Annotated in this window: 17 protein-coding genes; 3 read left to right on the top strand and 14 right to left on the bottom strand. The window is 69.1% G+C overall.

What is annotated here, in order from left to right:
* From AB0M88_RS23335 to AB0M88_RS23325, 3 genes are all read right to left on the bottom strand, one after another.
* A partial coding sequence (locus AB0M88_RS23335; RefSeq protein WP_364105483.1) for a cbb3-type cytochrome c oxidase subunit I occupies positions 1-1493 on the bottom strand: 1493 nt, incomplete at its 3' end.
* Positions 1490-2716: an MFS transporter gene (locus AB0M88_RS23330; protein ID WP_364105481.1), complete on the bottom strand. Its 1227-nt coding sequence runs from the start codon at positions 2714-2716 to the stop codon at positions 1490-1492. The genes AB0M88_RS23330 and AB0M88_RS23335, both read right to left, overlap by 4 nt.
* Positions 2713-4542: a 1-deoxy-D-xylulose-5-phosphate synthase gene (locus tag AB0M88_RS23325; protein WP_364105479.1), complete on the bottom strand. Its 1830-nt coding sequence runs from the start codon at positions 4540-4542 to the stop codon at positions 2713-2715. The genes AB0M88_RS23330 and AB0M88_RS23325 overlap by 4 nt, the downstream gene beginning before the upstream one ends.
* Positions 4543-4646: 104 nt before the next feature.
* Here AB0M88_RS23325 and AB0M88_RS23320 point away from each other — a divergent pair, with 104 nt between their 5' ends.
* On the top strand, positions 4647-5243 hold the full coding sequence (locus AB0M88_RS23320; RefSeq protein ID WP_364105477.1) for a TetR/AcrR family transcriptional regulator: 597 nt from the start codon (positions 4647-4649) through the stop codon (positions 5241-5243).
* A gap of 106 nt (positions 5244-5349) precedes the next feature.
* Here the strand turns inward: AB0M88_RS23320 and AB0M88_RS23315 are convergent, their stop codons facing one another.
* Positions 5350-6741 (bottom strand): fatty acid--CoA ligase family protein, encoded by a 1392-nt coding sequence (locus tag AB0M88_RS23315; protein WP_364105475.1) that lies wholly within the window; start codon positions 6739-6741, stop codon positions 5350-5352.
* Between the two features lie 138 nt (positions 6742-6879).
* Complete coding sequence (locus tag AB0M88_RS23310) at positions 6880-9519, bottom strand: sugar-binding domain-containing protein (RefSeq protein ID WP_364105473.1); 2640 nt, start codon at positions 9517-9519, stop codon at positions 6880-6882.
* Positions 9520-9624: 105 nt separating this feature from the next.
* On the opposite strand from AB0M88_RS23310, the gene AB0M88_RS23305 reads away from it, so the two are divergent.
* Together AB0M88_RS23305 and AB0M88_RS23300 are read left to right on the top strand one after the other, a co-directional pair.
* Positions 9625-10275 carry a ThuA domain-containing protein gene (locus AB0M88_RS23305; protein ID WP_364105471.1) on the top strand — a complete coding sequence of 217 codons (651 nt, stop codon included), beginning with the start codon at positions 9625-9627 and terminating at the stop codon, positions 10273-10275.
* A 95-nt stretch (positions 10276-10370) separates the two neighbouring features.
* Positions 10371-10661 (top strand): hypothetical protein, encoded by a 291-nt coding sequence (locus AB0M88_RS23300; RefSeq protein ID WP_364105469.1) that lies wholly within the window; start codon positions 10371-10373, stop codon positions 10659-10661.
* A gap of 39 nt (positions 10662-10700) precedes the next feature.
* Here AB0M88_RS23300 and AB0M88_RS23295 read toward each other — a convergent pair whose 3' ends face one another.
* From AB0M88_RS23295 to AB0M88_RS23255, 9 genes are all read right to left on the bottom strand, one after another.
* Positions 10701-11582: a UbiA prenyltransferase family protein gene (locus AB0M88_RS23295; RefSeq protein WP_364105467.1), complete on the bottom strand. Its 882-nt coding sequence runs from the start codon at positions 11580-11582 to the stop codon at positions 10701-10703.
* Positions 11583-11630: 48 nt separating this feature from the next.
* Positions 11631-12884: an Nramp family divalent metal transporter gene (locus AB0M88_RS23290; RefSeq protein ID WP_364105465.1), complete on the bottom strand. Its 1254-nt coding sequence runs from the start codon at positions 12882-12884 to the stop codon at positions 11631-11633.
* Positions 12885-14576, bottom strand: coding sequence for a chaperonin GroEL (gene groL, locus AB0M88_RS23285; protein WP_364105463.1), 1692 nt, complete (start codon positions 14574-14576; stop codon positions 12885-12887).
* A gap of 14 nt (positions 14577-14590) precedes the next feature.
* Positions 14591-15280 (bottom strand): iron-sulfur cluster assembly protein, encoded by a 690-nt coding sequence (locus AB0M88_RS23280; RefSeq protein ID WP_364105461.1) that lies wholly within the window; start codon positions 15278-15280, stop codon positions 14591-14593.
* 73 nt (positions 15281-15353) lie between these two features.
* Complete coding sequence (locus tag AB0M88_RS23275) at positions 15354-16424, bottom strand: amidohydrolase family protein (protein WP_364105459.1); 1071 nt, start codon at positions 16422-16424, stop codon at positions 15354-15356.
* A gap of 4 nt (positions 16425-16428) precedes the next feature.
* Positions 16429-16809, bottom strand: coding sequence for a propane 2-monooxygenase effector subunit MimD (mimD, locus tag AB0M88_RS23270; RefSeq protein WP_364105457.1), 381 nt, complete (start codon positions 16807-16809; stop codon positions 16429-16431).
* Positions 16806-17975 (bottom strand): toluene hydroxylase, encoded by a 1170-nt coding sequence (locus AB0M88_RS23265; protein ID WP_364105455.1) that lies wholly within the window; start codon positions 17973-17975, stop codon positions 16806-16808. Before AB0M88_RS23265 ends, mimD begins: the two co-directional genes overlap by 4 nt.
* Positions 17975-19018 (bottom strand): FAD-binding oxidoreductase, encoded by a 1044-nt coding sequence (locus tag AB0M88_RS23260; RefSeq protein WP_364105453.1) that lies wholly within the window; start codon positions 19016-19018, stop codon positions 17975-17977. Before AB0M88_RS23260 ends, AB0M88_RS23265 begins: the two co-directional genes overlap by 1 nt.
* A gap of 1 nt (position 19019) precedes the next feature.
* Positions 19020-20669, bottom strand: coding sequence for a methane monooxygenase (locus tag AB0M88_RS23255; RefSeq protein WP_364105451.1), 1650 nt, complete (start codon positions 20667-20669; stop codon positions 19020-19022).
* Between the last annotated feature and the right edge of the window lie 12 nt (positions 20670-20681).

The following is a 20681-nucleotide window of genomic DNA, read 5'->3' as shown; positions in this document are numbered from 1 at the left end:
ACCTTGTACGACTTCCACACGTTGTAGATGAACGGCAACGTCGACAACCCGAGCACGAACGAGCCGATCGTCGAGAACGTGTTCAAAAACGTGAAGCCATCGGACGGCAGGTAGTCGGCATAACGCCGCGGCATGCCCTTGGTGCCCAGCCAGTGCTGCACCAGGAACGTCGCGTGGAAACCGAGGAAGGTCAGCCAGAAGTGGACCTTGCCCAGCCGGTCATCCAGCATCCGCCCGAACATCTTCGGGAACCAGAAGTAGATGCCGGCGAACACCGCGAACACGATGGTTCCGAACAGCACGTAGTGGAAGTGCGCGATCACGAAGTACGAGTCCGAGACGTGGAAGTCGATCGGCGGCGAGGCCAGCAGCACGCCGGACAGGCCACCGAGCAGGAACGTCACGAGGAAGCCGATCGCGAACATCATCGGTGTCTCGAAACTGATCTGGCCCCGCCACATCGTGCCGATCCACACGAAGAACTTCATGCCCGTCGGCACCGCGATCAGGAAACTCAGGAAGCTGAAGAACGGCAACAGCACCTGACCGGTGACGAACATGTGGTGCGCCCACACCGACATCGACAGGGCGGCGATCAGCAGGGTCGCGGCGACCAGACCCTTGTAGCCGAACACCGGCTTACGGCTGAACACCGGAATGACCTCGGTGATGATCCCGAAGAACGGCAACGCGACGATGTAGACCTCGGGATGGCCGAAGAACCAGAACAGATGCTGCCACAACATCGGCCCACCCGTGCTCACGTCGAACACATGGGCACCCAGGATGCGGTCGGCGGCGAGCGCGAACAACGCGGCGGCCAGAAACGGGAAAACGATGATCACCATCATGCTGGTGACGAGCATGTTCCAGGTCAGCGGCGACATCCGGAACATGGTCATGCCGGGCGCGCGCAGGGTCGGGACGGTGGTGATCATGTTGACGGCGCCGAGGATGGTTCCCAGGCCCGAGATGAGCAGGCCGACGACCCACATGTTGCCGCCGATGCCCGGCGAATGCAGCGAGTCGCTCAGCGGCGTGTAGGCGAACCAGCCGAAGTCGGCCGCGCCACCCGGCGTGAGGAACCCGCCGACGACGATGAGGCCGCCGAACAGGTAGAGCCAGTAGGCGAACGCGTTGAGCCGGGGGAACGCGACGTCGGGCGCGCCGATCTGGATCGGGACGAGGTAGTTCGCGAAGGCGAACACGATGGGGGTGGCGAACAGCAGGAGCATGATCGTGCCGTGCATCGTGAACAGCTGGTTGTACTGCTCGGGTGAGAGGAACTGCAGGCCGGGGCGGGCCAGCTCCGCGCGCATGAGCAGGGCCATGACCCCGCCGACCAGGAAGAAGCCGAACGCGGTGACCAGGTACATGATCCCGAGTTGTTTCGCGTCGGTCGTTCGGAGCACGCGGGCGAGGGCGGTTCCTTTGACCGGTGTGCGAACCGGATGGGGGCGGCCCGCGATGGGCCTGGGTTGGACGGTGGTCATAGCGGCCGCCCGGCCGGGAGGCGCCGGCGCGCCATCTGTGACGCGGCCCAGATGCCGAGGCCCACGATCGCGAGCACGACGCCGAGGATGGCGACGCCGCTCCAGCCGGCCCGCTCGTACAGCAGTCCGGACAGCGCCGATCCGATCGCGCCGCCGAAGAAGACGCTGCCGATGAAGACGGTGTTGAGTCGCGATCGCGCCTCGGGCCGGAGCGCGTAGATCTCCTGCTGGCTGAGCACCAGGTTTCCCTGAACCGCCAGATCCAGGAGCACCCCGGCCAGGGCGAGCACGATGAGGTTGTGCACGCCGAAGCCGGCGACGGCCATGGCGACGGCCGCGAGCGCGAAGACGACGCCGGTCGCCGGGCCGCCGAGGCCACGGTCTCCCAGCCGTCCCGCGATCGGGGCGGCGATCGCCCCGGCCGCGCCGATGAGCGCGAAGACCGCGATCCGGGTCTGCGAGAGGTGGTGTTCCTTGATCAGCTCGTACGTGACCGAGGTCCAGAACGCCGAGAACGTCCCGAACATGAGTGCCTGCATCACCGCCCGGCGCCGCAACGCCGGCTCCTCCCGGATGATGTGCCAGATCGACATCATGAGGCTGCCGTAACTGCCGGTGTGGTCGGGCCGGCGCCGGGGCAGCGTCACGGCCAGCACGACGGCCATGATCAGCATCAGTCCGGCGGAGACGAAGTAGACCGAGCGCCATCCCCAGAGATCGGCGAGGAAGCTCGAGACGCTTCGCGCGAGCATGATGCCGAGAAGCAGCCCGCTCATCACCTGGCCCACGTAACGCCCACCCTGCCCCACCGGTGCCAGGTGCGCCGCGAGGGGGACCACGATCTGGGCGACCACGGAGGTGAAGCCCAGTACGGCCGAGAACACGAGGAAGAGCGGCAGGTTCGTGGCGAACCCGGCCACCGCGGACGCGACAGCCGTCACGATCAGCACCCTCGACGCCAGGGCGCGGTTCTCGATGAGGTCTCCGAGCGGCATCAGCACGATGATCCCGGCCGCGTAGCCGAGCTGGGTCACGGTCACCACGATCGAAGCGCCGCTGTCGGTGACGTGGAAGGTTCGCGCGATCAGATCCAGCAGCGGCTGCGAGTAGAAGATGTTCGCGATCGACACGCCGGAGGCGGCGGCGAGGACGAAGGTCAGCGTACGGAGCCGGCGCGGACCGATGCTGTGATCCACCGCGGCCGACGAGGTCTGAATGCTCATGGGGTTTCCCTGTTTTCTACCGTGCGAGAAGCCAGCAGGCGCACGATCTCGTCCGTGATCTGCGAGGCGGTGAGGCCCAGCTCCGTCAGCATGTCGTCGCGCGCGCCGTGGCCGAGGAAACCGTCGGGCAGCCCGAAGGGGGACACCGGTGTGCGCACGCCCGCGTCGAGCAGCGTCGATCGCACGCGCGCACCGAAGCCGGGGCCGGTGATCCCGTCCTCCAGCGTGACCACCCGGCGAAACCCGGTGGCCAGGACGGCGAGGCTCGGGGCGACCGGCAGAATCCAGCGTGGATCAACCACCGTGGCCCCGAGTGCGTGCGCGTTGAGCCGGTCGGCGATCTCCAGCGCCATGGCGGCGAACGGGCCGACGGCGATGACGAGGACGTCGCGGCCGGGCGCCTCCCGGAGAACGTCCACGCCGTCGGCCAGGCGCCGGACCGCCTCGAGGTTCCTGCCCACGGGTCCCTTCGGCAGGCGCAACACCGTCGGCGCGTCGTCGATCCGTACGGCCTCCGCCAGCTCTTCGCGAAGGCTCGGCGCATCCCGCGGCGCGGCCAGGCGCAGCCCCGGGACGGCCTGAAGCAGCGCGATGTCCCAGACGCCGTGATGGGTGGCGCCGTCCGGACCCGTGACACCGGCGCGGTCCAGCACCAGCGTCACCCCGGCCCGGTGAAGAGCGACATCCATCAACAGCTGGTCGATGGCCCGGTTCACGAAGGTCGCGTACATCGCCACCACCGGATGCAGGCCGCCGAAGGCGAGCCCGGCCGCGCTCGCCACGGCGTGCTGCTCGGCGATCCCCACATCGATCACCCGGTCCGGGAAGCGATCCGCGAGCGGGCGCAGGCCGGTGGCGCCGGTCATCGCCGCGGTGACGGCGATGATTCGCCGGTCACCGGCGGCCAGGCCGACGATGGCCTCACCGAACGAGGAGGTCCAGCTCCCGCCGGACGTACGCCGTGAGGGACGCGCCAGCTGGTCGACGGGCCCGATCGCGTGGAACTGGTCGGCCGCGTCGCGCCGGGCGGGCTCGTAGCCGCGGCCCTTCTCGGTGACGACGTGGACGATCACCGGCCGGTCGCGGTGCCTGGTCCGGCGCAGAGCCGCCTCCAGCGCGGGAAGGTCGTGCCCGTCGACCGGTCCGAGATAGTCGAGGTCCAGATCCGCGATCCTCGTCGGCTGCCGGACCTCGCGCCCCGACCGGAGTGCGGCCAGCACCCGGGAGATCGCCCCGACCGTCGGCGCGTACGAGCGACCGTTGTCGTTGACGACGATGACCAGCTTGCGTTCCCCGCCCGTGCCGAGGTTGTTCAGGGCCTCCCAGCTGAGCCCGCCGGTCAGCGCCCCGTCCCCCACGACGGCGACGACGTGGCGATCGTTCTCGCCGGTGAGCGCGTACGCGCGGGAGATCCCGTCCGCCCACGACAACGAGCTCGACGCGTGGGAGCTCTCGAGGATGTCGTGCACGGACTCCGAGCGCTGCGGATATCCGGCCAGCCCCCCACGCCGGCGCAGCCCGCTGAAGTCGTGGCGCCCGGTGACGAGCTTATGGACGTAACTCTGATGGCCGACGTCGAAGAGGATCGAATCGCGGGGTGAGTCGAAGACGCGGTGAACGGCGAGCGTCAGTTCGACCACCCCGAGGTTCGGGCCCAGGTGACCTCCGGTGCGCACCACATTCGTCACCAGGAACTCGCGGATCTCCGCCGCCAGCTCGTCGAGCTGGGGCCCGGTGAGGTGGTCGAGGTCGCGCGGGCAGTTGATATCCGAAAGGCGTGGGAGCACGGAGACCGGCGTTGCGGGCCGTAGTGGTTCTTCAGCCATGCAGATGCTTCTTCCTTGAAGGGCCCAGCTCGGCGAGAACGATCGTTCTCGCCGACGGTGGTAGGTTATAGAACGACCGTTCTCGCCGTCAAACCGGAAGACCTATGCCGAGCGACACACACGAACAGGACCGGCAGCGGCTGCTCGACGCGGCGGAGGCGCTGTTCTACGGCCGCGGCATCCAGGCCGTCGGGATGGACCGGCTGCGCGCCGAGTCCCGGCTGCCGCTCAAGCGGATCTACCAGCTCTTCCCGGGCAAGGACGAGATGATCGTGGCGTTCCTGCGGCGGCGCCACGAACGGATGATGGCCTCGATCCAGGCGTTCCTGGTCGGCACGCCGCCCGGCGAGGAGCGCGTCCTGGCGATCTTCGAGTGGCTGCGCGACTGGTTCCGGGAACCGGACTTCCGGGGCTGCCCGTGGATGAACGCGTACGGGGAGCTCGGCCCGACGAACGCCGCCGTGGCCGCCGAGGTGCACCACCACCAGCGGGAGTTCCGGCAGATCCTCACCCGGGTCCCGGCCTCGGCGGGCTACCCCAAGGCGGTCGCGGACGCGATCTACCTGCTGGTCGAAGGCGCGGTCGTGGCCGCCTCGGTCCAGCACACCCCGGCCCCGGCGTCCGAGGCCAGGCAGGCGGCCGAGATCCTGCTCGCCGCGACGGCCCGGCCACCGGCGGGTTCGGTGCCCGCGTCGGCGTAGGGCTTGTCACAGGGTGATCAGAGCGGCCCGGCGGCGGGCGCCGCCGGGCTTCGGCGTGCGGACGCGGAAGGCCGTGCGGCGATGACCGGACGACGAGCCGCCGGTCTCACGGTGCCGGCGCGTGGGGCAGACGGTCGACGACGCGGACGGCGCGCGGGATCTTGTACGGGGCCAGCGACGCGCGGAGCCGGTCGCGGAGCGCCTCGAGCGTCACCGGCGCCCTCGCGACGACGTAGGCGACGACGATCTCGCCCCAGACCGGGTCGGGTTCGCCGACTACGCGGGCGTCGGCGATCTGCGGCAGCGCGCGGACCGCCGCTTCCACCTCGGCCGGATAGACGTGGAACGCGCCGGTGTTGATCATCGCGTCGAGGCGGCCGGTCAGCCGGAGGTAGCCGTGCCGATCGCGTACCGCGGTGTCGCCGACCCCGCACCAGCCGTCGGGGCCGGTGAACAGGGGCGAGGTCATCGCGCTGCGGACGCGGACCTCGCCGCCGGCGGCCGGCCGCGGCTCGAGGTCGACGCCGTCGATCGGGCGCCCGCAACTGCCGGCGAGGTCCGGTTCGCCCCGGCGGATCCGCTCGTGGTCGGCCGGGGTGAGCACGGCCAGCGGCCAGCCCGCCTCGTACCGGCCGTAGAGCTGGGAAAGCACCGGGCCGAAGACCCTCGCGTACCGCGCGATCTGGTCGCTGGAGACCGGGGCGCCGCCGTAGAGCACGCGGCGCAGGGACGGGAACGCCCCGGGCCGGGCGACGATCCGGTCGAGCATGCCCGGCACCGCGAACACGGTGGTGATGTCCTGAGCGCGGATCAGGCCGGCCGCCGCCTCGGCGTTGAACCGGTCCATCAGCACCTGCGGCCGGCCCATGAGCAGGAACGGGAAGCCGGCGACCAGGCCGGTGACGTGCATGAGCTGGAGCATGGTCAGCAGGCGCTCGCCCTCCCCCAGCGGCTCGCCGTAGCCGCCGCGGCGGTAGAGCTCCTGGTTGACGCGCATGATCGCCTGCCAGTTGCGGTAGCTGGTCGGGATCGCGAACAGTGTTCCGTCGCGCACGGCCCGCGGGTACAGCACCAGGGTTCGCTCGGGGTCGACCTCGACGCCGGTCGTCCAGCGGGGCCCGTTCAGCGGGTCGGCGTCGGTGTGGACGAGCACCGGTGCGGTCAGCCCGGGAACGCCGTGGTCGGCCAGGACCGCGTCGACGCCCGCGGCCGCGTAGATCGCGGCCGCCTCGGCGGGCGGCGCCGACGGCTCGACCGGCAGCCGGGTCGCGCCGATCAGTTCCGTGGCGATGAAGGCCTCCATCGCGGCGGCGCTGTTCCGATAGAACAGGCCGACCGTCGCCTCGCGCAGACCGTTCCGCACCAGGGCGCCGGCCAGCGACTCCGCGCGCTGCAGCAACTGCGCGCCGGTGCGGGCGGCGCTTCCGTCGGCGTGGTAGAGCAGGGTGGTGCCGGCCGCCCGGTTCAGCGCGTCGCGGATCTCCCCTCCGGCCCGCATCACGCGGCTCCGGTCGTCCCAGGCGCACGGTCGAGCATCGTGGTCCTTCCGACGATCCGGCCACCTGGCTGAGAACGATAGTTCTCCACCCGCGTTCGGCAAACCGGCGGGGCACCGGTTCGCGGTCGGCGGTGCGGATCAGTGGCCGCCGGGCGGCGGCACCGTGCTGCCGGCCCCGACCGTGGTCGTGCCGATGTTCCAGCCGGAGACCCGCACCGACGGGGCCGAGCCGTGCAGGTCGGCGGTGCGGTAGGTCGCGGTCAGGGTCACCGACTCGCCCGGCCAGAGGGTCACCTCGTTGTCGCTCCAGCGGACCGGCAGCACCGGCTGCCCCGAGGCGTCGACGACGTGCGCGTCGGTGAAGAAGGCCGGGGTGGTGCCGGTGCCGATGTTGCGCAGGACGACCGTGGTCACCGTGTCGGTACCCTGCTGCGCCGAGTGCGGCAGCACCTGGACGGCGCTCGACGGCATCGACTGGAGGCCGGTCAGGTCGGCGTACGAGGTCGTCGGCACGTAGTACCAATCGTTGTTCGCCCAGTCCATGACATCGGACCTGGTGGACAACCAATAGACGTTCCGGTCGAGCTCGTGGCCGGCGGCATCGGTCAGGATCAGCCGGGCGAGGTAGGTGGCGGGCAGGCCGCGTACGGAAGGAAGGGTGAGCGGCGTCGCGTGCGCGCCGTCGCCGCCGACCGTGACCGACGACTTGCCGGCGCTGTATTTCGAAACGCCGTTGACGTCGAACAGGTCGACCTTGACGCTCAGGCCGGACACCGGGTCGTGGTTGCGGTTGACGACCGCGATCTGCTTGTTGTCGTACGAATACTGGACGTGCAGCGCCTTGTTGGCCTCGTGCGCGCCGAAGTAGGAGCCGCCCTGGTCGAGGTAGCGGTCGAACAGCTGCCAGTGCAGCGACGTCCACGGGCTGTTGTACATCCAGTAGATGACACCGGTCGCCGACGGGAAGTTACGGCCGTAGGCCTCGTACTGGGCGCGGATGTTCTCGTACTGCGCCAGCTGCGCCTTCTTGTCGAAGTCGGTGAGCGAGGTCGCCTTGCCGTAGCGGGCGGTCAGCGCGTCGCCGTAGAGCTTCAGGTTGCCGAACGTGTCCGAACTGGACCGGTGGTATTCGGCGGCCGACGGGTCGGTCCAGAGCGTGTTCAGCTCGGCCGGGGTCATCATCCGGTTGAGCGTGTCGAGGGTCGGGATGTCCGGGCCGGCGCTCGTCTCCGAGTTGAAGCCCCACGCGCCGCCGCTGTCCGAGTGCGCGGTGTCGTACCAATAGGCCGGCGGGACCCAGTCGTAGGGTCCGGTCATCTTGAGGCCCGACCGGCCGAGCTGCGGCGAGGACGTATCCGCCGCCGACGTGACGATCGGATCGGGCCAGTCGACCGAACGCAGGGCGTCCAGATAGTTGGTCTCCGCCTTGGCGGTCGGCGACTCGTCGCTGCCGATCAGGAACGAGATGACGCTCGGGTGGTCGCGCAGCCGGGCACCCTCGGAGACGGCCGACGCCTTGGCGACGGCGTAGTCGGCGTCGGTCCACTTGCTGATGCTCTGCCACTTGTCGCAGCACTCCCAGCCCGGCAGGGTCAGGATGCCCATCTGGTCGGCGAGGTCGAAGAACTCGTCGGGCTCGATGTGCCCCTCGAGCCGCATCGTGTTGAGGCCGAGGTCGAGGGCGTACCGCAGGCGATCGGCGGCGTACCGGGTGTCCCAGCGCAGGAGAAGGTCGGGAGCCCAGCCGCCGCCCTTGATCAGCAGCGGCCGGCCGTTGATCGTGTAGGTGCGGGCGCCCGCCGCGTTGAGCGAGGACGTGACCGAACGGATGCCGAACCGGTCGTGGGCGGTGTCCGAGACCGCGTTGCCGACCGTGGCGCTCAGGTCGAGGTCGTCGAGGGTCGGCGCGCCCATGCCGGCCGGCCACCACAGCGCGGGGTGGTCGAGGCCGATCGCGGGGAACGTCACGGTCCTGGTCTGATTCGCGGCGAGGCTGACCGACGTGCTGATCGCCTGGCCGGCCACCGTGCCGCGGACCGTCGTCGTCACCGCGGCGGCGGTCGTGTTGCGGACGTCGGCCTTGACGGTGAGGTCGGCGTGACTGCGGTCGGCGTTGAGCGCGGTGACGACGTGCGCCTTGCTGAGCGCGACGCTGCCGGTGCGGTGGACCACGACGTCGCGGACGATGCCCATGTTCTGGTCGGGCGGGGTCTCGGCCCAGTCGATCCAGCCCATGGTCAGATTCTTGTCCGGGTCATTCGGCCGGACCTTGAACGCGACGCTGTTCGTGCCCGGCTTGACCAGGGCGGTGACGTCGACGTCCTGCGACGGGTAGACACCGGCTGTCGTGGCGACCTTGGTGCCGTTCACCCAGACGTCCGAAGCGGACAGAATGCCGCTGAAGTTCAGGCTCGTGTGGTTCTGGTCGGCCGGGATCTGGATGTCGGCCCGGTACCACCACGGCACCTTGAACTGGGCGGTCGGCACCGACGCCATGTTCTTCGAGTAGAACGGATCGGGGTATTTCTTGTTGGCCACCAGTCCCGCGTAGACCGTTGAGCGCGCCGGCACCGGCAGCCAGCCCGCGGTGTCGAAGCCGGGCCGGGAAACCGCCGCTTCGCTGCCGACCTGGGCCGACGTCTGGATCATCCAGCCCGGGATCGCGGTCGCCGCCGCGGTGACGACCGGTGCGGGCTTCACCGCTTCGGTCGCGCCGGGCGCCGGGGCACCCGCTATGAGTACGGCGATGACGCTCGCAAGTCCGGTCCAGAGACGCACGGCCCGCTCCCCCAGATTTGGCAAACTGGTTAACAGATTGTCGAGTCTAGGAGCTGTATCGATCCGGGTCAATCTAGAGCGCGCGGACACCGCTAGGCTCGGGCGGTGAACGTGCTGATCATCCGGGGCGGCTGGGCCGGGCACTCGCCGGTCGAGACCACGTCACTCTTCCTCGACCTCTTCGCGGAACACACGGTCCGCGTGTCGGACACGCTCGAGACGTACGACGACCGGGCCGCGCTCGCCGCGGCCGACCTGATCGTGCAGTGCTGGACCGGGGGCGCGCTGACCGCCTCGCAGGAGGCGAACCTGGTCGACCGGGTGGCCGCGGGCGCCGGCTTCGCAGGCTGGCACGGCGGCGTGGTGGCGACGTTCTACGAGGCGTCCCGCTATCAGTACATGGTCGGCGGCCGCTTCCTCTGCCACCCCGGCGGCTTCGTCGACCACCGCGTGGCCATCACCAGCGAGCACCCGATCACCGCCGGCGTGGCGGACTTCGACGTCCACACCGAGCAATACTTCTGCCACGTCGACCCGGGCCTCGACGTGCTGGCGACGACGACATTCGAGGGCCGGCACGGCGCGCCGGAGACGGCCGGCGTGACGATGCCCGTGGTGTGGACGCGGCGATTCGGCGCGGGCCGGGTGTTCGTGAACACGCTCGGCCACTCGCCCGCCGACCTGCTGGTGCCGCCGACCGACACGATCACCAGGCGCGGGCTCCAGTGGGCGGCCGGTCTTCCGGTCTCGGCCTGACGCAAAGCGGGGCGGGAGTGTGCCCGGCCCGCACCGGCGGCGTTCGACGATCTCCATTGGCGTTCCCCGCGCTGTTCTCCCTCAAGTCTCCGACCGTGGCTGCCACGATCGTCCTGGCCGCGGTCTCCACCGTCCTGCTGTCCTTCTGGTTCGCCGTCGCGGAACGGCACCGGGCATTTCAGGACCACTACATTCGGACGGTCATCGCGATCGAGAAGAAGGTGGCCGGTGGCACCGGATTCGAAGACATCCTGGCCACGGCACACGTCGTCCCCCGAGGCCGAAAATGGCTGGGCGTCCGCCGGCTGAGAATCCTCCTGTTGTTCGCCGTTGGCGGCGGCTGGATCGTCGTCATCGTGGCATCCCTGCGAGGCTGGCTCCCGTGAGGTCCCGGGCCCGGGAAGGAGTCAGATCGCAGCACTCGGCTATCTCAGATAGGCCATCACGAACCCGGCCGTGGGTATCGCGAACACCATCGACACGGCCGCCATCCTCGCGATGGTCGGGCGGCGGGTGAGGATCGCGTACGCCGCCAGCAGCACCGGCGCCATCACCGACTGCGGAACCAGCGTCGAGCGGGGCACCATGACATCGAGGGCGGCGAAAACCAGCGAGAACATCAACGCCGCCGCCCACAGGGCGATCCCGAGGCCGTACGCGTAGTCCGCGCCGAACCGCACCGCGAACGTGGTGTCACCGGCCACCGAGTCCGCGGCGAGGTCGGTCACCGTGGTCGGCACATAGAGCGCGGCCGCGAACAACACGCCGATCAGTCCGAACTGCCACGGGAACTCCCACGGTGCCCGCGTGATCGACCAGCCGGCGACCGGCGACACGACCCCGACGACGAGCGCGTTGACCGCGACGTCCCAGCCCGGCCGGGTCTTCAGGCGCAGCGGCGGCACGCTGTACGCCGTACCGAGCAGCAGCACGCCGACCACGCCGACCACGAACAGCGGGCCCACGAACGGCGCGGCCCCGACCGCGGCCAGCGCGATCACGCGGTACCAGGTCCGCAGACGCCCGGCCGACACCGCGCCGCTCACGAGCGGCGCGGTCGCCTTGCGCGGGTTGGCCCGGTCGCTGGGCAGATCGTGCAGGTCGTTCTGGGCGAGGACCGCACCCCAGACCAGCGGTCCCAGGATCAGCAGCGCCACGACGGCCCGGCCGGCATCGGCCCGGGCGGGCAGCAAGGCGTGGCCGGCGAGCACGGTGCCGAGGTAGGCGGGCACCCACGACACCGGCCAGAACCAGGGCCGCGACACCGCCACGAGCAGCGCGGCGGGGCGTTCCGACAACGCGGTCATTCCCGCATCGTCATCCCCCGCCCCTGTGCCGACGCTGAGATCCGAGCCTCAGAGGAACGTGTCGAGGAGGAGGTAGGCGTTCAGGGCGATGATCAGGCTGACCACGACCCCGGCGGCGGTGGTCGTCAGGCGGTGGTTGACGAAGACGCCCATGATGTCGCGGCGGCGGGTCACGAGTAGGAGCGGGACCAGGGCGAACGGGATGCCGAACGAGAGCACCACCTGGGAGACGACCAGGCTGGCGGTCGGGGGCAGGCCCAGGGCGAGCACGATCAGGGCCGGCGCCATCGTCACCGCGCGGCGCAGGAACAGCGGGATGCGGCGGCGGATGAAGCCCTGCATGACGACCTGGCCGGCGTAGGTGCCGACGCTGGACGACGACAGGCCGGAGGCGAGCAGGGCCATCGCGAAGGCCAGCGCCGCGCCCCCGCCGACCAGGCGGCCCAGGCCGTCGTGGGCGGCCGTGATCGGGTCGCCGTTGAACGACGTGCCGTGGAAGAGGGCGGCCGCGACCACCAGCATCGACAGGTTGATCAGGCCGGCCGCGCCGAGGCCGATGACCACGTCGAGGCGCTGGAAGCGGAGCAGTTCCTGGCGTTCGGCGTCGTCGCGGCAGGCGATGCGGGACTTGGTGAGGGCCGAGTGCAGGTAGACCACGTGGGGCATGACGGTCGCGCCGATGATGCCGCAGACCAGGATCAGGCTGTCGCCGCCCGCGAGCGTCGGGACCAGCCCCGAGACCGCTGAGGCCGGGGACGGGCGTACGGCCAGGAGGTCGTACAGAAAGCCCAGCAGGACGATGCCGAGGAGAGCGACGATCGCCAGTTCGAAGCGGCGGTAGCCGCGTTGTTCGAGGCCGAGGATGCCGAAGGCGACGACGGCCGTGATCAGCCCGGCCGGGAACAGCGGCACGTGGAAGAGCAGGTTGAGCCCGACCGCGGCGCCCAGGAACTCGGCCAGGTCGGTCGCCATCGCCATGATCTCGGCCTGCACCCAGAGGCCGCGGGACGCCGGTCGGGGCAGGAACTCGCGGCACAGCTCGGGCAGGTCGCGGCCGGTGGCGACGCCCGCCTTGGCCGACAGGTACTGCACCAGCATGGCGCTGAGGTTGGCGACCACGATGACCCAGATCAGCATGTAGCCGAAGTGCGCGCCGGCGGTGAAGTTGGTGGCGAAGTTGCCCGGGTCGACGTAGGCGACGGCGGCGACGAAGGCCGGGCCGAGCAGTGCGATCGAGCCCCGCAGGCGCCCGCGCGCCCGCAACACGGTCAGCGTGTCGCGGGCGGGAACGGTGGTGGTCATCTAGGCGACGGACGGGCCGAGGCCCAGCGACTGCGGGGTGCTCGAGTCCGGCGACGGTTGTTTGAGGCCCTCGTCGAGCGGGCCGAACTCGGTCATCAGCGACGCGCTGCCGCCCCACGGGGTCTGCTCCTCGGCGACCAGCGTGTTGGTCGTGAGCAGCAGGCCGGCGACCGACGCGCCGTTCTGCAGGGCCGAGCGGGCGACCCGCAGCGGGTCGACGATGCCCATGTCGATCATGTTGCCGAAGCGGCCGTCGAGGGCGTCGAAGCCCTCGTCCGGGCCGAGCTGGGAGATGCGGGCGACCGTCTCGGCGCCGGAGTAGCCGGCGTTGGCGGCGATCAGGAACGCCGGTTCGCTCAGCGCGCGCCGGACGATCTCGACGCCGGTCGCGTAGTCGTCCTTGAGGTCGAGGCCGTCGAGCGCGTCCGCGGCGTGCAGCAGGGCCGCACCCCCGCCGGCCACGATGCCCTCGGCCATGGCGGCCCGCGAGGCCGACAGCGCGTCCTCGACCCGGTGCTGCAGTTCCTTGAGTTCGGCCGGCGTCGGCGCGCCGACCTGGATCACCGCGACCTTGCCGGAGAGCGAACCGATCCGTTCGGTGAGCACGTCCTCGTCGACTCCGAAGCTCGCCCGTTCCAGCTCGGCCCGCAACTGCGTCAGCCGGAACTGGACGTCGTCCGAGGAGCCGCCGCCGTCGATGATCGCGGTGTGGTCGGCGTCGACCCGCACCTGCCCGGCCCGGCCGAGCTGGTCGATGGTCATCGTCTCCAGGGTGAAGCCGGAGTGCCGGCTGTGCACCGCGCCGCCGCAGATGGCGGCGATGTCCTCCAGCTTGTGCAGGCGCCGGTCGCCGAAGCCGGGGGCCCGCACGGCGACGCACTGGAAGATGCCGTTGACGTGGTTGTGGGTGAGCATCGACAGCGCGGTGCCCTCGACGTTCTCGGCGATGATGATCAGCGGCCGGGGCTCGCGCATGATCTTGTCGAGCAGCGGCATGAGCTGCTGGACCTTGGTGATCTTCTCGGCCGTCATCAGGATGTAGGGCTCGTCGACGACCGCGATGAGCCGGGCCGGGTCGGTGACCATGTAGGGCGACACGTAGCCGTTGTCGAACTCGAAGCCCTCGACGAAGTCGACGCTCATGCCGTGCCGCGGCGACTCCTCGACCGTGACGATCCCGCCGTCGCCGACGGTGTGCAGGGCCTTCGCGATGACCCCGCCGACCACGTCGTCGTCGTTGGCCGAGATCGCGGCGACGCGGGCCAGGTCGGCCTCGCTGTCGATCGCGCGGGCGACGGTCCGGAGGCGTTCGACCAGGCGGTCAACCGCAAGATCAACACCTCTTTTGACCAGTACGGGATTGGCACCCGCCCCGATCGCCGCCATACCCTCCCGGATGATCGCCTGAGCGAGCACGGTCGCCGTCGTCGTCCCGTCACCGACGATGTCGTTGGTCTTGATCGCCGCTTCCTTGACCAGCTGGGCGCCCATGTTCTCGAACTGGTCCTTCAGATGGATCTCCCGCGCGATGGTCACGCCGTCGTTGGTGACCACGGGCGAACCGGTGATCTTCTCCAGGATGACGTTGCGCCCCTTCGGTCCGAGCGTCGCCTTGACCGCCTCGGCCAGCTTGTCGACGCCGTTGAGCAGCAGGGTGCGCGCGTCCGCGCCGAATCGGAGTTCTTTGGCCATCGGGGGTCTCTCCTCTATTCCTGGGCCTGTTCGCCCTGGCCGTCGGTGGAGTAGCGGTGCCGCAGCATGCCGCGGCAGATGCCGGTGTTCGCGTCGAGGCTCGTGCGGGTCAGCCGGGCTCGGCGCAGATGCAGCGGTACCTGGTCATCGGCGATCGCCGCACCGGTCACCGGGTCGATGAGCAGCGGGGACGCGTCGTCGGCCGGCAGACCGAGCTCCGCGCGGCGACGGCGCAGCTGGTCGAGGGCCCTCGAAGGCGGTACATCGCCGAGCGTCGATGTCCCGGGAGAGGGAAGCGGCCGGCACACCACATCGGTGCCGGCCAATACCGCTTTACGCAGGAAGTCCTTGCGGAGCTTGTCCAGCTCGTCGACCGCCTCCCCCTCGAACGAGGCGACGAACCCGGCCCGGGCCGCCACCCCTTCGTTGATCGCGTCCGAGGCGAAGTGGTCGTCCAGCACCACCTCCGCCCGGCGGACCTCGTCGAGGGCGGCCACCGCGTCGTAGGCGTCGGCCACCATCAGGTACGCGAAGTTGGGCGCACAGAAGTACGTCGGCAGGCGCAGGTGAACGACCGCCGTGCCGTCGTCGTCGATGACCGCCGACGCGACGAAGCCGAGCACCGTCACCGGCTCGTCCAGCTCGGGGTCGCGCACCCCGGCCAGAGCGGCCAGAATGCGCGACCCCACCTGAGTGGCGGTCATACTGAGTTCCATGGGCATGCCCTTCTGGCCCTCGCCTGCGATGCCGTCGTCAGGTGCCGCTCGGTGCAGGCGGTCATGCCGGCGAGACCGCCGGCGACTCGGAACTGACACCGACGGAGTCGTCCCGAGCCGCCGGTGTCCCCTCGCCCGCGTCGAGCTGATATTCCGCGGGCACGTCGATGCCGTACAGGCGAGCGGCGTTCAGCCCGAGGATCTTCTTCTTGGTCGCCGTGGTCACCCGCGGGAAGTCGTCGAATTCCTCACCTGGGTAGTCCCAGTCGACGAAGCCCTCGATCTGCCACTTCGGCTCCCAGATGCCGTAGTCGCTGCCGAAGGTCATCTTGTCCTCGCCGACCCAGAACAGCAGCTCGCCCATCACCTTGGCGAAGAACCGCGGCCGGGCGTGCATGAGGCCGCCGATCACCACCGACAGGCCGGCGTAGACGTTGGGCTCCTGCGTCGCCATGAAGCAGAAGTCCTCGATCCGGGGCAGGCCGACATGCTCGACGATGAAGTTGAGCTCCGGGAAGTCGGTCGCCGCGTGGTCGACGTCGGACACGTCGAAGGCGTCCTTGTCGAGCGGCCAGATCGTCGGTCCCTTGTGGACGTGGACGTTCTTGATGCCGAGTTCCTGGGCCTTCTCCAGGTAGCGGTAGGCGGCCGGGTCCTTGAGCGTCCAGCCGCGGGAGCCGTCTTTCCACTCCGCGGTGTAGAGCTTCAGGCCGATGCTGCCGTACCGGGCGACGTTCTCTTCCAGCTTCTTGAGGCCGTCGTCGCCGTCGCGCGGGTCGAACCGGGTGTTGGCGATGAACTTGCCGGGGTGCTTCGCGCCGAGGGCGGCGTTGCGCTCGGTGGTGTTGAAGCCCTCCTTGTACCACTCGGTCAGATACGTCGGCTGGAAGATCGCGACGTCCACGTGGCCGTCGGAGAAGACGTCCTTCATCAGGTCGTCCTCGGTGTAGCCCTCGAACTTCTCGATCGGCCAGTGCGTCTCCTTCGGGCCGAGCGCCTGGTAGGCGTGGAAGCATTCGATCCAGCCCTTGGCGTACTGCTCGGCGCCCGGCACCCAGTTGGACGGCAACGCGTTCCAGTAGTGCATGTGGCTGTCGACGATGAAGTACTTCTCGCCGTCCTTCTCGTACATACGGTTACCTCGATTCCGCGGTCAGGTCGAAGCCGATGTATTCCGCCGCGTCCTCGGGGTTGGCGAACATGATCGTCCGGTCGTCCTCGTGGATCATCCGGCCGTAGTGGGTCGACATGCTCTCCTCGAACTGCGAGGCGTCGAAGTAGCCGGGCTCCTCGCCGAGCGCCTCCGAGACCTCGTCGTAGACGACGTCCATCCGGTTGAGGGCGTCGACCCGGATCATCGAGGGCAGCGGCGTCACCGTGACGTTCGGCTTCTCCCGCATCACCTCGGCCACGACCACCCCGATCTGGTTGTTCATCAGGGTGAAGCCGCACATGTTGGAGGCCGTGTTGTCGGACTTGAACGGGCTCTCGGCGGTCTTGAAACGCTGCTGTGTCACCGCTCCAGCTCCTTCGGGATGTCCAGGCCGAGGTCGCCCACGATGCCGGCGAAGCGGCTCTTGACGCTGTCCAGCGCGTCCTCGAAGCGCAGCGGCTTGTTGTCCGGCTGCGACCACAGCGGCTGCATCGCGCGGGCGGCCGCGATCGAGATGCCGGTCCAGTCGGCCAGCCAGCCGTTGAGGATCCGCTTGTTGTGCTCGGCGTACTCGCGGTCGTTGGTGAGCAGCTCGTAGAGCGCCTTGGTGTAGCGCAGGTCGCGCTCGGAGAAGTCGAACTCCTCGGCGCCGACGATCGTCGGGGTGACGAAGTCGCCGTTGCGCGGGGCCGCCTGCATCACCAGCCGGCTGCGGAAGAGCTCGCCGACCAGCGGCTGGAAGACCACGTTGGCGGCGAAGACCGCCTCACCCCAGTCGCTGGTCGCGGTGAGCCGCTCCGCGGTTTCCCGTACGCCCTGCCAGGCCGGGTCCTCGTTCCAGGTCGCCAGATGCGCACTGCCGTCGAAGTCCGGGATCTCCTCGGTCAGCGTCAGCTGATAGAGCGCGAGGTCCTGGGCCGCGCGGATCAGGTGCATGCTGTTCACCGCGATGGCCGTGTTGTGCATGTTGGTCGGCCCGCGACGGTTGGCGTTGGCGAACAGGTAGAGGCCGAGGCCGTGGTCGACGTGCATCCACGCGCCGACGTGCTGCTGCACGAAGCGCACCCAGTTCGGGTTCCACTGCTCGAACGCCTTGGCCTGCTTGGCCGCGTCGACGTTCGCGTTGACCTGGCGTACGACGTTGGCGTTGTAGCGGTAGAGCGAGAGTTCCCACTCCTCGTTGGGGTCGCGGAACTCGTGCCAGCCGTGGGCCGGCCACTCGTACCCCTGGCCGCCCGTGCCCGGCCCGCGGGTCGGCTCCGGCCGGTCGCTCCCCCAGGCCTTCAGCACGGTCCAGTCCAGCGGGTAGCCGCCCTTGCCGTCGGAGAACCCGTACAGCCAGCCCTGGGCGAGGTAGTGCCGCGGGTCGGGCTGCACCTCGACCGTGACGTCCTCGTAGTGGGTCTGCTTGCGCTTCTGCGGGACGAAGTAGTTGAACCGGCGCGCGTTCGAGTCCGGGAACTCTTTGGCGCCGGCCTCGGCGTCGGTGAAGACGGGCTTGGGAACGCTACGTTCCGTCGCGGTCGTCATCAGTCCTCCCCACCTGTGGTTGTGAACTTGTCGTAATAGATGTGTTTCTCGGGCACCCCGAGCACGGCCAGCAGCGGCATGGCCGCCTCGACCATCGGCGGCGGGCCGCAGAGGTACGCGTGGGCGCGCTTGAGATCGGACTCGTAGCGCCTGACCACGTCCGTGATCAGGCCGACCTCGCCGTCCCAGTTCTCGTCCTCGCCGGGCTCGCTCAGCGCCGGGATGAACTGGAAGTCGGGCAGCTTCTCCTCGAGGGCCTTTATCTCGTCGACGAAACAGAGGTCCCGGGCGGTGCGGGCGCCGTAGTAGAAGGCGCCGCGCCGGTTGATGCCGCGCTCGGCCATCGAGCGCAGCAGGGCCAGGATCGGAGCCAGGCCGGCTCCGCCGCCGACGAAGACGATATCCTCGTCGGTCGCCTCCCGCAGCGTGAAGACGCCGAAGGGCCCGGTCAGCTCCAACTGGTCGCCGACCTGAAGCTCCTGGTCGAGGAACGACGAAAAAATCCCGTCCGGGTAGACCTTGATGATGAACTCGAGCCGGCCGTTCTCTTTACTGGACGTGTTCGCCATCGAGAACGACCGGGTGGTCTCGGTGCCCGGCACCTTGATGTCGACGTACTGGCCCGGGAAGAAGGTCAGCTCGGCCGGCTCGATCAGCCGGAGCACCAGGTGCCGGAGGTCGTGCGTCACGTGCTCGATCGACACGACCTCCGCCACCGCGTTCTGGATCGGCAACCCCGAACGCAGAATCTCCTCGTCGTAGTTCAGCAGCTCGATGGTCACGTCCTCGTAGACGTGGGCCCGGCACAGGAGCGTGAAGCCCTCGTCCTTCTCGAAATCGGGCAGCGCGAAGGTGGAGTAGCGGTCGAGCTCGATGTCCTCACCGTCGAGGACGAACGACTTGCAGGCCGCGCACTGGCCCTCCTTGCATCCGTGCATGAGCATCAGCCCCTGCTCGGACGCGGACCGCAGCACGGTCTGCTCCTCGTCGACCTCGATCTCGATGCCGACCGGTTCGAACCGGACGCGGTGCTTCTCTCCCATCTCAGTCGCGCGCGTAACGTCCGGCGGGCCCGCCCTTGATGTACTGCGCGTGGAACGCGGCGCGTTCCTCGTCGGTCATCTGGTTGAGCAGGACGTTCGGGCTCTGCAGGTTGGGCATCCGGCGCAGGTGGTCGAGCGTCCACAGCTTCTTCGGGTCGTCCAGGTTGAGGTGCGGCTGCGCGACCATCGTGTTGCCGTCGTCCCGGACGAAGCCCATGTCCTTCACCACGTCGGCCCAGTTCCAGCCGTGGTAGAGGGTCTCCCACTCGCGGGCGCCGATCAGCTGGCCCATGTTCGGGGTGTTGCGGCCCTGGAAGGTCGGCCGGAACGCCTCGACGTCGGTCCACCGGCAGGCCTCGTGGCAGTACGTGCGCCACTGGCCGTCGACCTCGGCCATCACCATGTCCTCGCGGACCAGGCACGGCACCATGCAGGTCCAGCAGCGGTGCGGGTACTGATAGTCGACGTCCTCGGCGACGATCGGGTGGTGGCCGTTCGGCGTCGACAGCCGGTTATAGGCCTCCCACCACTTGCCGTAGCGGTCGTACCAGCCCGGGTACTTGTACTCGAACCACTCGAAGTCCTTGTCCGTCATCGGGTCGATCCGCCAGTAGTTGGCCAGCCAGCCGGTCGCGAAGAACTGGGCCACCTCGTGCACGTAGCCCTTGTTCCAGATCTGGTTCCACGACTCCTCGATGAGGTCGTGCGGGATCACCAGGCCGTACTTCTCCAGCGGCACCAGGTAGCTGCGGTAGTAGTCGTCGTAGATCCAGCGGCGCCACATCTCGGCGTACGACTCGCGGTCCTTGCGGCGGTCCTTGGTGCCGTACTCGATGAACGTGCCGATCGCCGCGTCGACCACGCGGTGGTTGTTCCACCAGGCGTAGCGCAGGTCGCGCTCGAGCAGCTGGTGGTTGCCCTCGTCGGCGAGCGCCATCAGCAGGGTGGCGTAGCCGTTGGAGATGTGCCGCGACTCGTCCGACTGCACCGAGTGGAAGACGGTCGGCAGCAGGTAGTCCCCGTTCGCGGCGGCCTCGGCCGGCATCGCGACGAACAGGGTGTTGGTGAACGCGGTCTCGGCCACGATCGTCAGGTAGATGCTGGCCGCGGTGATGGCGTCGCCGGTGATGAAGCCCTCGGCGAACTGCCGGCCGATGGTGCCGCAGTAGTCGTTCTGGAAGTTGCGGAGGCTCGAGTTGAAGCCCGCCGGGTCGATGTAGTTGTTCATGTACAGGCGCTTGAGGTTCTGCTGGATCGTCGAGTGCCGGACCTCGTCGATCATCTGAATCGCCTGGCCGTTGTGCAGTTCCGGGTTGGGGACGTTGCGGAACAGCAGCGGCATCGCCCGGGCGGCCGAGATCTCCGGCAGCGGGATGATCGACAGGAACAGCTTCTGCCACTCCAGCCAGCGCTCCTGGACCTGACGGAACATGTTGCCGCGGATCGCGCCGTCCGACGCGCCGTACACCCGGTTGTCCTTCTCCTCCTGCATCGGGAAGTACGACCGCAGGACCTGCTTGAGCGGGTCCTTCTTCTGCGCCTTACGGAACGTGTAGTCGGTTCCGTAGTGCGAGACAGGCTGGTGGTACATCGGTTCCCAGGACAGTTCCTGGATCTTCTGATGTGCCTTGGCCACGCTCTGCCGACTCATGAGTCAACTCCT

The sequence above is a fragment of the Actinoplanes sp. NPDC051411 genome (assembly GCF_040682075.1).
Lineage (GTDB): Bacteria > Actinomycetota > Actinomycetes > Mycobacteriales > Micromonosporaceae > Actinoplanes.
This window is presented reverse-complemented; position numbering and strand designations above follow the sequence as displayed.